General features: G+C 42.4%; 10 protein-coding genes. 3 read left to right on the top strand and 7 right to left on the bottom strand.

Going from position 1 to position 12,426, the window contains the following annotated elements; translation table 11 throughout:
• Positions 1 to 37 precede the first annotated feature (37 nt).
• Positions 38 to 2,005 carry a DUF2075 domain-containing protein gene (locus FTU37_RS03465; protein ID WP_180007251.1) on the top strand — a complete coding sequence of 656 codons (1,968 nt, stop codon included), beginning with the start codon at positions 38 to 40 and terminating at the stop codon, positions 2,003 to 2,005.
• 232 nt (positions 2,006 to 2,237) lie between these two features.
• Positions 2,238 to 4,418 carry a SulP family inorganic anion transporter gene (locus FTU37_RS03460; RefSeq protein ID WP_180123788.1) on the top strand — a complete coding sequence of 727 codons (2,181 nt, stop codon included), beginning with the start codon at positions 2,238 to 2,240 and terminating at the stop codon, positions 4,416 to 4,418.
• A 70-nt stretch (positions 4,419 to 4,488) separates the two neighbouring features.
• On the opposite strand, the gene FTU37_RS03455 is transcribed toward FTU37_RS03460, so the two are convergent.
• The 7 genes from FTU37_RS03455 to FTU37_RS03425 form a co-directional block, all read right to left on the bottom strand.
• The gene (locus FTU37_RS03455) at positions 4,489 to 4,803 is read right to left on the bottom strand and encodes a hypothetical protein (protein WP_078189807.1); all 315 of its coding nucleotides are present in this window, start codon (positions 4,801 to 4,803) and stop codon (positions 4,489 to 4,491) included.
• A gap of 72 nt (positions 4,804 to 4,875) precedes the next feature.
• Positions 4,876 to 5,955 carry a patatin-like phospholipase family protein gene (locus tag FTU37_RS03450; RefSeq protein ID WP_180048786.1) on the bottom strand — a complete coding sequence of 360 codons (1,080 nt, stop codon included), beginning with the start codon at positions 5,953 to 5,955 and terminating at the stop codon, positions 4,876 to 4,878.
• A 106-nt stretch (positions 5,956 to 6,061) separates the two neighbouring features.
• Positions 6,062 to 6,469 (bottom strand): hypothetical protein, encoded by a 408-nt coding sequence (locus FTU37_RS03445; protein ID WP_180010239.1) that lies wholly within the window; start codon positions 6,467 to 6,469, stop codon positions 6,062 to 6,064.
• 111 nt (positions 6,470 to 6,580) lie between these two features.
• Positions 6,581 to 8,200 (bottom strand): AarF/ABC1/UbiB kinase family protein, encoded by a 1,620-nt coding sequence (locus FTU37_RS03440; protein ID WP_180123782.1) that lies wholly within the window; start codon positions 8,198 to 8,200, stop codon positions 6,581 to 6,583.
• An 18-nt stretch (positions 8,201 to 8,218) separates the two neighbouring features.
• Positions 8,219 to 8,887 carry an SCP2 domain-containing protein gene (locus FTU37_RS03435; RefSeq protein WP_180066180.1) on the bottom strand — a complete coding sequence of 223 codons (669 nt, stop codon included), beginning with the start codon at positions 8,885 to 8,887 and terminating at the stop codon, positions 8,219 to 8,221.
• Between the two features lie 16 nt (positions 8,888 to 8,903).
• Entirely contained in the window at positions 8,904 to 9,848 is a 945-nt protein-coding gene (gene ubiE, locus FTU37_RS03430) for a bifunctional demethylmenaquinone methyltransferase/2-methoxy-6-polyprenyl-1,4-benzoquinol methylase UbiE (protein ID WP_078189802.1), read from the bottom strand.
• A gap of 225 nt (positions 9,849 to 10,073) precedes the next feature.
• The gene (locus FTU37_RS03425) at positions 10,074 to 10,787 is read right to left on the bottom strand and encodes a hypothetical protein (RefSeq protein ID WP_180026789.1); all 714 of its coding nucleotides are present in this window, start codon (positions 10,785 to 10,787) and stop codon (positions 10,074 to 10,076) included.
• Between the two features lie 205 nt (positions 10,788 to 10,992).
• On the opposite strand from FTU37_RS03425, the gene FTU37_RS03420 reads away from it, so the two are divergent.
• Positions 10,993 to 12,411, top strand: coding sequence for a phosphate--AMP phosphotransferase (locus FTU37_RS03420; protein ID WP_180123781.1), 1,419 nt, complete (start codon positions 10,993 to 10,995; stop codon positions 12,409 to 12,411).
• Positions 12,412 to 12,426 lie beyond the last annotated feature (15 nt).

The following is a 12,426-nucleotide window of genomic DNA, read 5'->3' as shown; positions in this document are numbered from 1 at the left end:
AAAACAATCAAAGCTTAAATAAACTTAGAAGATCATGATGTTACGTAGTTATTATCAGGGTTCAGTGCAACAATTCATACATACAAATGAACAAGAAATTATGGGGGCTTTGGCACTACAGCATGAATTTGCATTGGAAGATTTACAAAAGAACGCTTGGTTAAAACAAATTGAGATTTTAAAACAACAGTTGGATTTTTTAGATGAGGGAGAAATCTTTTTTGAATTCTCTATTCCACGGATGGGTAAGCGCGTAGATAACATTCTTTTGATACGTAATTTAATTTTTGTTATTGAATTTAAAGTAGGTGAAAAGAGTTACCCACAATATGCTAAGACTCAGGTCATAGATTATTGTTTGGATTTGTTGAATTTTCATGAAGGTAGTCATCAGCAAAAGGTCATACCACTTTTAATTTCAACCCAAGCTCAAAGTTGTGAACAGTCATGGTCAGCGGTATCCACTTATCAAGATACTTTATGCTGTAACACCCATAATTTACGGATTGTAATCGAACAAGCGCTTTATCAATTTGCAGGTCTTACGCAACTTAATATCAAACAGTGGGTTGAGTCTCGATATAAACCAACACCCACAATTATTGAAGCAGCTCAGGCGTTATATCAAGGTCATACAGTGGATGAAATTTCTAGAAGTGATGCCGGTGCAAAAAATTTAGCGATCACTTCGAAAAAAATCGAACAAATTATTGAAGATGCAAAATTAACAAATAAAAAAACGATTTGTTTTTTAACGGGTGTACCTGGTGCAGGAAAGACATTGGCCGGTCTTAATATTGCGAACCAGCGTTTAAAAACAAATGAACAAGAACATTCTGTATTTTTATCTGGGAATGGTCCTTTAGTTGATGTTTTACGTGAAGCATTGGTTCGAAATACCGTGGAACTTGCTAAGCAACAAACAGAAAAAAAGACGCGATCTGAGGCAGAACGTGAAGCCAAAGCCTTTATACAAAATATTCATCATTTTAGAGATCATTATTTGAAATCAAATGAGGTGCCAATCGAAAAAGTCGTTATTTTTGATGAAGCTCAAAGGGCCTGGCAAAAGGATCAGGTTTCAAACTTTATGAAACAGAAAAAAGGTATTGATAATTTTTCGATGTCTGAACCAGAGTTTCTCATTAGTGTTATGGATCGCCACGCTGATTGGTGTGTCGTTGTTTGCCTGATTGGTGGTGGGCAGGAGATTAACACTGGAGAAGCAGGTGTTTCTGAATGGCTATCAGCATTAGAACATAAATACCCGAAATGGAAGATCTACTTTTCTAACAAAATTTTGCAGGATAAAGTCTATTTAACTGATCCTAAACAACAATTCTGGGTTCAAAAAAATGGAAAAAATGAGGAAGATTTACATCTTGCTGTTTCTGTCCGGTCATTTCGCAGTGAACAAGTTTCACATTTGATTCAACATGTATTAGATGGTGATGCAAAGTCCGCGAAAGAAACTTACCATATGATGTCCCAAGATTATCCTATTCTGCTTTGTCGTGATTTTAATGTTGCTAAACAGTGGTTAAAAAGAAAGGCTAAGGGTTCAGAGCGCTTTGGGGTTATTGCTAGTTCGGGTGCCAGACGTTTAAAAGCCGAAGGTATTGATGTAAAGAATAAAATAACACCTGCAGATTGGTTTTTGAATTCAAATACAGATGTACGTTCTGCGTATTATTTGGAAGATATTGCAACTGAGTTTGATGTGCAAGGCTTGGAAATAGATTACAGTTGCGTGGCATGGGATATTAATTTTTATTTTGATCAAGATTGGCAATTTCAAGCCTTTAAAGGTAGTCGATGGCAAAATATAAGGCAAACTGAAAAGCAGAAATACCTGTTAAATGCATATCGAGTGCTACTGACTCGGGCGCGACAAGGTATGGTGTTGTATATACCATCTGTAGATGACAGTGACTGGACTCGTCCCAAGAAATATTATGATTCGACGTATAATTTTTTGAAGCAATGTGGTTTCAATACGCTATAAAAAACCTCCCATTTGGGAGGTTTTTTTATTTCTTTTAAGGCCTATCAAAGATAAATGAGCTGAATCTTAAACTTCGCAATAAAGTGTAAAAATCACACAAATCACGTATCAAAACACACTATAGAATCGTTCGATTGTCAGACAATATAAGTCACGCCATAAAGTGGTCACAAACTTTAGGTTTTACATACTTACATCTAATTATTTGATATTTATTATAAACGGTAAAATGATGACATCTAAAATTGAACGACATCGATTTCATATTCACGACTTTTTATCTGGAACAGTGGTATTTCTCGTGGCTTTACCGCTATGCCTAGGCATTGCATTGGCTTCTGGCGCACCGATTCTCTCTGGCATTATTGCCGGCATTGTCGGTGGTATTTTAGTTGGGGCACTGAGTGGCTCACATATCAGTGTTGCAGGGCCAGCAGCAGGTTTAACAGCAGTCATTTTGGTACAGCTTGAACTACTCGGCGGCAACTATGCCGCCTTTTTATTGTGTATTGTTTTTGCCGGTATCTTACAGATTGGATTTGGCATATTTAGGCTCGGTTTCTTTGCCAACTTTATTCCGAACAATGTCATATTGGGTTTATTGGCAGCTATCGGGCTGATCTTGATTGGGAGTCAAATGCCTTATCTGTTTGGCTTGAACCAATTTTCATGGTCAGTGTTGTGGCAGTCACAGCCGCTCAATTTGCAATGGGATGTGGGTGCCATTGTGATCGGTATCGGTAGCCTTGTACTGATGTTGCTTTGGGAGCAGAGCCCATGCAAAAAATGGGTTTTGCCTTCAGCCTTGGTTGCTGTCGTTCTTGCTGCACTATGTAATGCCGTGTTGGTGCTTAGTGGCTCGTCTTTTGCAGTTCATCCATCAAATCTCATCCAACTTCCTAACCTTTGGGATCAGCCACAAAATGTGATGATCTTTCCGGATTGGACCGCTTTAAATAATCCTCTGATTTATACGGGCGCTATCACTTTGGCGGTTGTGGCGTCATTAGAAACTTTATTGAATTTAGAAGCAGCAGATAAATTGGATCCGCATAAGCGCTCTTCACCCCCCAACCGAGAGTTATGGGCGCAAGGCATCGGCAATGTCGTTTCGGGTGCTATAGGCGGGATGCCGCTGACGTCAGTAATTGTTCGTAGTTCGGTCAATGCCAGTGCTGGAGCTAAAAGTAAATGTTCTGCCATCTTTCATGGCGTGTTGCTCCTGTTTGCCGTGCTGTGTTTAGTGCCTTTGATGAACATGATTCCACTTTCAGCATTAGCTGCAATTTTAATCCTCACAGGTTTTAAACTGACGCATCCCAAATTGTTTAAACAGCTTTATTTAAAAGGTTGGAAACAATTTATTCCTTTTATCATTACCTTGTTGGCGATTTTACTCACAGACTTATTGCTCGGAATCTTGATTGGTTTAGCCAGTAGTGCGGCCTTTATTTTATATGCCAATTTTAATAAGGGACTGAAGGTGTATAAAGAGCATCATTTACATGGGGTGATTACACGGATTGAATTGCCTTCACAAGTCAGTTTTCTCAACCGTTCGGCATTAATATCTGCATTGGAACATATCCATCGCGGCGAACAAGTGGTGATTGATGCTACACATGTGAGTGATATGGATGCTGATATTTTCCAGCTTATTCAAGAGTACCAGCAGGAAAAGGCAGCACAGCGTAAAGTGCAAGTGCAGTTGATTGGTTTCAAGACACACTATGCCGATGCGCAGGAGGCGGCATTAGATATAGATATTAGTACAGCAGCTTTACAGCAACGTTTGAACCCAGAGGACGTGCTCGCTTTGCTTAAAGCAGGCAATAAACGTTTTGTACAAAATGAGCGTTTGCAACGAGATATCTATCGGCAACTGCGGGTGACCGCTGAAGAAGGGCAGCATCCGATTGCGGCAGTGTTAGGTTGTATGGATTCTCGTGCGCCGACTGAAATGATCTTTGATGTTGGAATTGGCGATTTATTTAGTTTACGCATTGCGGGGAATGTCGCGGGACAAAAAGTTTTGGGATCATTGGAATTTGCCTGCGAAGCCAAAGGTGCCAAAGTGATCGTGGTGCTTGGTCATACGGACTGTGGTGCGGTTAGCAGTGCTTGTCAGTTGCATTTAGCTGGTCAATCGATTCAGAGCCTGACGCGTATGCCACATATTCAATATGTGCTGGGGCCACTCAATGAGTCTGTATCGCGTGTTGCCGAATTGATGCAACCACAAACGCTGAGTCCGGCATTTTTAGAGCAAGTTACGCAAATGAATGTGCATTACAACATCCGCTATATTTTGCAAAATAGTGAAGTGCTACAGCAGTTGGTGCAAGAAGGTAAAGTGGCGATTGTTGGTGCAGTGTATGATGTAAAAACTGGACGGGTTAATTTCTTCGGATAAATAAAATCCGATGACATAAAAAAGGATCATCATGAACACATGATGATCCTTTTTATTGAACTAAAATACATTAGCGAATCATCGGTACGATCCAACTGGTAATGATCAGCAAAATACCGAAGTGTCCCAATTTACGGGTGACATATACCAATTTAGACGGTTTTTGTTCCAATTGTTTCGCATAGTCTTCGATACTAATGCCTTGTTTTGCATTACTAGTAAATAAAAATACCGCCAAATCGATACAAATTAAAATGGTACCGACATCTGCCACTACTTCCATTAAATCGTATTGGCCGCTGATCAAGGCGGTTGACACTTGATAAACAAGGAAAAGTGCAAAAGCGATGCAGGCATACTGCAAAACAGTTAAAAATATCCGCATAAATCTATACTAAATAAGCTCAAAATTCTGAAACAGGATTATAGCGTCCCTCGCAAGAGATTACTGTAACGCTTAGAGTGCTTGCATGACTGCTGGGAAATGTTGCTTCTCAACCATTTCCAAAAACTCATCGCCCATACGCTGACTTTCAGCCACGCATTGGTTCCACATTTTAATCCGTTGTTGGTTGTCTAAACCTTTGAGGGTAAAATCTTTGCGGTCAGGCAGTCGGCCAAGCGGCAAGCTTGCAAGGTATTCTTGTGAAGGTGATAGTAACAAGGTACGCGCTTGATTGTCTGGATTAGCCTGACGTTTAAATAATTTATCAAACCAACCGGGGGTGATGCTATCTGTGAAATGTGGATATAGTACGATGCCTTGACTTTGGAAGGGCAGGTCAATGTGATAGTCGATTAGGCCGCCATCGCGGTAACTGCCTTGTGGTGCATCAGGGATATCACGGATCGCGGCCATAACACCAGGAATAGATGCAGATGCCATAAGCCACGGCATAACACTATTTTGAGTCAATGCATGGTAATGCGTGGTAAAGCCATCATCCGCCACGGTAAATTGATGACCTGACACAGGCTGACTAATTACACGCTGCATGAAATAACGACTGTGTTTACGTGCGAGCGCTGTCGTTCCCACGATTCCTGCGACAGAGGCTAATAGCGGCAGAGCTTTATCACTTTGGAAAATATGCTGAGCTTTGACTGAAAGCACAGTGAGGTGATAATCCGGGTGATTAACCAGTGCCGCTTCTTGACCTTGAATCAAATCGATCAGCATGCCACGACACACATCGCTGACTTCTTGACGGCTCATCTTTTTATGAAAGCTCAGATTGGTATACAGCTCAGAAAGGCGTTTCGTCCCTTCAATGGCTCCCCAAGCAGCAATACTGGCAAAGCGCCAACTGCCAATCGATGAACCAATTAAAGTACGCTTTTGTTGCGCGCGTGGCAAAAAGTCAGCAAAAATCGCCTGATCTAAACCTTGAATACCAATGCCTTTCGGACCACCCGCAGCACCGGGCAGGATATCCACTTGAGCAGCGTTTAAACCCTCTTGTTCAATCAGTTGGCGGGCTAAATGGCCAGCACGGATATTGAGCGCAGGCGGTCTTTTTTGCAAAATTTGAGTCATGGTAGTCGCTTAAAATACAGTCGTAGAATTATTCTAATGCGTTTTTGCACAGACCCAATGGCTGAAACTTCCGACAAATGACTTCTCAGTCATATCAGGGCGTCTCTCAGGAATGCTGTAATAGTTGTTCGTTATGCCGATGCAATTGAAACAAACTGAGGCAGACGATTGCCCATGTCGCCATTGGAAAGACCGCCCAAGCAAATAGGTTAATGATAAAAATCACGGCCCCAGCTAATAACCAATAATTTAACCCCGCCATCAGCTTTTGCTGTGGCAAACAAAGTAGGAATAAACAGGGAAGTGCATTAAAGAGAATGATCCACCAAAATGTAGCGCTATGCTGCATCCGATACAGGGTGGTGTTGGCTGGCGGTTGCCAGTTTAGAAAAGGCATGTGCATATTTAATTGAACCAACACATCGAGCAGGGTCGAAAAACTATACAGCAAGGCCGTTGCACATGCTCGGAGAGGGTTTCGACCATACAGTACCCCTAAATAACTGTATGACATGGCGTTCAGCCTTATTTAAATTTTTGAATTTTTTGTTTTTATGGCTTTAAGCCTTTTATTGTCAAAAGGCTTAAAGGAGCTATGGATACATCAAGATCATTTAAACACAGATTATTTAAACACACGCCAAATGGCAAGTAAGCTTGAAAGTGCAATTAATACGATGGAAACATACCATGGCGCAATTATCGCGATGGAGAGGAAGATGGCCATAATACTGCCAAAAACCCAACTACGTTTTTGCTGATGTTCCATTTGCAGGCGCATGCTTTGCAGTTCATTCAGTTGTTTGGCATGCCAAGCCGACTGATTTTTTAAACCATTCAGGCTGTCGATCATCAGCGTTGGTAAATCTTGCGCACCTAAAAGTAAGTCTGGAATTTTTTGCCCGAGTTCTTTTAAGTTTTTCTGCGGATTCATTTGCGCTTTAATCCAATCGGTGAGGATTGGTTTTGCCAAACTCCAAATATCCAATTCAGGATAGAGATCAGTTCCTAAACCTTCAACATGGACCAAGGTCTTGAGCAGCAACATCAATTGTGGCGGAATCTCTAAATGGAAACGACGCGCAATATCCATCACTTGAATCAGGATGCCGGCGAAGTCCAATTCATGCATTGGTTTAGAGACCATTGGGCCAACGGTACGACGCATTTCACGTGCTAAGGCATCTTGATCTGTACCCGGTGGAATCCAACCCGCTTGATGCACGATTTGAATCAGTTGCATAAAGTCGCTGTTCATAACCGCAAGCAGCATGCGTGCTACGGTCATTTGGTCGTGCTTTGAAAGCTCACCCATAATCGCGCAGTCCAAGGCAATAAAGCGTGGATTGCTTGGATTAATGGTTTCGACGAAGACATTCCCCGGATGCATATCGGCATGGAAGAAGTTGTCGCGGAACACTTGGGTAAAGAAAATGGTGAGCCCTTTTTCGGCTAAATCTTTACGATCCATGCCCAAGCGATCAAAGGTCGCAATATCTGAAATTGGTACACCCGTAATACGCTCTTCGACCATGACATCACGGCTGTCCATATAGACTTCAGGCACGTACATCATGCTTGAACCGGTGAAGTAATGACGCATACGACGCGTGTTATCCGCTTCTAAAGTCAAATCCAATTCATTGAGAATAATTTGACGGTAGTCTTGAATAATTTCAGACAGATGCAGGGCACGAGCGGCTTCTAGGCGTTTTTCAAGGAACTGACCAAGCCACTCTAATATTTCAAAATCATGCAGAATTTGATTGCGAATATTCGGGCGAGTCACTTTCACTACGACTTCGCGACCATCATGCAGTGCAGCAGTATGCACTTGTGCGATAGATGCTGCGGCTAAAGGCTGCTCGTCAAAGCGTGCAAATAAGGTATTCACATCCGCTTTTAGTGATTCCTGAATGCGCATTTTGGCAACGTCATTTGAAAAAGGTTTTACACGGTCTTGTAAAAGCACCAATTGCTGTAAAACTTCAGGTGGAATCAAGTCACGACGGGTAGACAGTAATTGACCGAGTTTAATGGCCAAAGGTCCCATATCTTCTAAAGCTTGTTTTAGCTTCAGTGGATTTTTACGTTCTTTGCTTAAACGTGCTGCAGGATGTATACGAATGAGGGAAAGAATATGACGGGCTTTTTCCGGTAATTCTTCCGCAGGAAACAACGTGTCGAGTCTATAGTGCGCAGCAATGCGCCAAAGGTCGAGTAAACGTGAAACGTGCGGAATCATATATGCAATTACCTAGTCTTAAGTGTTGTCTTGTAATGAGTCAATTTGGCTGTGCAGCTGCTGAATTTTTGCTTCTGCACGGTCCAGATTTTGATTCAAAATTCGGGTGTCTTGATTCAGATCATCCATTTGCCAGCGTGGGGCAAGCAAGCCTGAATCTTCTTTTAACGCGTCTTCAGCAAAGAACAAATGGCTTTGTAAAGTACGTTTGAGATGTTTGGGTGCAAGTTGTAACTTACCAATTTCATGCGCAAGGCTTGGACCAATCCAAGGGCTTAGATGCGAAGCTAAATCAGGCTCAGCTTGCTGCATAATGCGCTGGATATCCTGCAATAAGTGATAATCACCTTGCAATGGAATATTGCCGACATCTTCAGCCAACAGCAGTTTGAGGAGCTCGACTACTGTTTTGACATGTAAGGTCGCGGTTGCTTCAGTTATGCTTGACTGCTGTTCGAAAGGGCGTTGCTCAAAGATGGATGCAGTTTCAGTATGTCCTGTTGGCGTCGGTTCTAAGCGAACTTTCTGATCGTCAAAAAACACATCCACCGACAACTGTGGTGAGTCGATCACCACACGAAGCATTTTGCCTTGCAATTCATTCAGTTGGATGCGGGTAATCGCATCCAAATCAATGACATGATGAATTAAGCGTTCAACTGCACCAAGTGCGAGAATCGACCACATAGTTCAGCCTGCAGTATTAAAGTTTGAAACCACGGTGTACAGCCACGATACCACCCGTTAAGTTGTGGTAATCACAGTTTTGGAAGCCCGCATTTTCCATCATACCTTTAAGAGTACGTTGGTCTGGGTGCATACGAATTGATTCTGCAAGGTATTTATAGCTTTCAGAGTCATTCGCTACGATTTTACCCATGATCGGTAATGCAGTGAATGAGTATAAGTCATACAGTTTTGAGAAAGGTTCAAATACCGGTTTAGAGAATTCTAAAATCAGTAAACGACCACCTGGCTTAAGTACGCGGTACATGGCAGCTAGTGCAGCATCTTTGTCAGTCACGTTGCGTAGACCAAATGAAATGGTCAATAGGTCAAAACTGTTGTCTGCAAAAGGTTCTAAAGTTTCAGCATTGGCCAAAACGAAATCGACATTGGTACAACCAGCATCAATGAGGCGGTCACGACCGACATTGAGCATCGATTCATTAATGTCTGAAAGCACCACATGACCTGTCGGGCCAACTTCACGGCTAAATACTTTGGCAAGGTCACCAGTACCGCCTGCAATATCTAGGACGTGCTGACCGCGACGTACACCAGACATGTTAATGGCAAAACGTTTCCATAGACGGTGAATACCAAATGACATTAAGTCATTCATGATGTCGTATTTTGCAGCCACTGAGTGGAAAACTTCCGCTACTTTTTGTGCTTTATCTTCGCTGCTCACGGTTTGATAACCAAAGTGCGTGGTTGCCCCAACGTTACCAGTATTCGCGCCACGTGGCAGATTATATTTGGGTACTGAACCTGTCACAGGTGTGTCGGTCAGACGTTGTTCTAAAGATTGTTGCTGACCTTGCGCTGTCCCTTGTGGTAAAGGCTCAGTTAAGAATGGACTCACTTTGTCTGTATTTTGTGCCGACTCAGGTGTAGGGGCAGGCGTTTGATTCTCGTTAGACATTAGAGTCACTCCTAACTTATAAATAGGGTTAATGTTGCTTTGCAAGCATGATGACAGATTCTCTGTTGTTATACAGCAGTCATTTGCATTTGTTGTGAATAATATACAGAAAAAATAAGGGTCTGCTGTAATTGCTTTGCAAATCCCCTATAAAAAATCTGAATTCAGTCTTGCAAGCCCAGTTTGTTTTATATCAAACATGGGCTTTGTGGGATGTGAGTTTTGTTAAGCCGCAGGCTGAAACGGGTTCGGGTCACCGGCATGTACACGGTCAACGATTTGGCGTTCTACAGCGGTAAATTCGCGGACAAATTTTTCTGCTGACTTGAGCGGTTTCATCGCCAAGAAGCCATCTTGCATAAAGTCGTACATCACTTCGAAGTTGTATTTGTTTGCTGCGCCCTTACACATTTTAAAGGCGGTATAGACCATAAACGAGCGCATATATTTATCTAAATTACGACCTAAATCGTCTAACAGTTGCAGTTGCAACATGCGGTCTTTGCCCTGATCGAGCTTGAGATAGGTCTGGCGCATCATTTCATCGGTCAGGGTTGGATTATTTGGATAATCTTCCAGTAATTGAATGGCCACTTGTTCGTCAAGCTGTACGGCCAATATCGCAAGTTGTACGCCCGAAGTGCCGGTCTTAATGGCATTGTCTGGAATTAGTTTTTCTGCTTTATGCGCATAGCGGGTGAGACGTGCAATTTGTGCAGCTAATGCATCAAAATCAGGACCGCCATATAAACGGTTAATAAAATATTCAGACATCAGTACATTGTGTTTTTCAGCAAATTGCACAGCATGCGTACGTTGCATGCGCTGTTTTTGCCACTGTTGGACATCTTGTAAACGCTGTAAAATTTCTGGCTTTTTGTGGTAATTCAACTGGTAATACAGTTCAAGTAAATCATCTAATACCGCAAGTTTGGACATTGAGTGTCTCAATTATTTTTTAGATGTTTGAATCTTAGTGGGTGTTGGAGCTTAGGGCTATGACAAAGTGACGAAATTACAGGTCAATCTGAGTCAGTTTGTTGCAGAAACGGTCATATTTTGCATTTCAGCACATACATGAAAGCATTGTTGTGTGATGAACGGCATGGTTATACTCAAAACAGAATAAAACCAAGGGTCCGCCATGAGCTTAAAAGAAACAGAATTTCAATTGATGGATGAAGAACAACTCTCGGTTGAGCTGATTGAAGCGCAGTATCAACTGAAAAATACCAGCCGTCAGCCCAATGCCAAAAGCATGTTGATTTTAGTGAGTGGAATCGAGCTTGCGGGTAAGGGAGAGGCTGTCAAACAGCTCCGCGAATGGGTCGATCCACGCTACTTAAGGGTGAAAGCGGATGCCCCGATCATGTTTAATCAAAAACAAACGTTTTGGCAGTCTTATGCACGGTTTATTCCTGCCGAAGGGCAAATCATGGTGATGTTTGGAAACTGGTACAGTGATTTGCTCAGTACCGCCATGCATGTGTCGAAGCCTTTGGATGAAACCTTATTTGATGAATATGTCGAGAACATGCGAGCCTATGAACAAGACCTAAAAAATAATCATGTCGATGTGATTAAGGTCTGGTTCGATTTATCTTGGAAATCCTTACAAAAGCGCTTGGATGAAATGGACCCGAGTGAAGCGCGTTGGCATAAATTGCATGGTTTAGATTGGCGCAATAAAAAACAATATGACAACCTACAACGTTTACGTCAGCGTTTTAGTCATGACTGGGTCATCATCGACTGTGAAGATGAGCAAGTCCGTGATCAACAATTTGCACAGCATATTTTACGCACTTTAAAACATTGTCCAGCACATGAAACCACGGCGGTGGGGCGCTGGAAACAAGCCAAAACACCACAGGCGTTATTGGAACCCAGCACTGTCGTGGCTGATGAGGCTGATTATAAAAAAGAATTAAAAAAATTAAGCCGCAAGGTGGCTGAAGCTTTACGTTTTGATTCACGCAATGTGGTGATCGTCTTTGAAGGAATGGATGCCGCAGGAAAGGGCGGGGCAATTAAACGCATCGTCAAAAAGTTGGACCCACGCGAATATGAAATTCATACCATTGCAGCACCCGAAAAATATGAGCTACGCCGTCCATACTTATGGCGCTTTTGGAATAAAATTCTCCCTGAAGAAAAGATCACGATTTTTGACCGCAGTTGGTATGGTCGCGTTTTGGTTGAGAGAATTGAAGGCTTTGCCAATACGGTTGAATGGCAGAGAGCCTATGATGAAATCAACCGTTTTGAAAAGGACTTATATGACAGTCAAACGGTTGTCATCAAGTTCTGGTTAGCCATTGGAAAGGATGAGCAAGCTGCACGGTTTAAAGCCCGAGAAGAAACCGCGCATAAGCGTTTTAAAATTACTCCAGATGACTGGCGGAATCGTGACCGTTGGGATGATTATCTCAAAGCTGCCGCAGATATGTTGCAACGCACGGATACAGAATATGCGCCGTGGCATGTGATCGCCACCAATGACAAGCACAGTGCGCGCTTACAAGTGCTAGAGACGATCTTGGCGCAATTGAAAGCAGATTAAATGCATGAAAAAAGC

The sequence above is a fragment of the Acinetobacter sp. YH12097 genome, from assembly GCF_013419225.1.
GTDB lineage: Bacteria > Pseudomonadota > Gammaproteobacteria > Pseudomonadales > Moraxellaceae > Acinetobacter > Acinetobacter amyesii.
The sequence above is the reverse complement of the archived record's forward strand: the minus strand, read 5'-3'. Positions and strand labels throughout refer to the sequence as shown.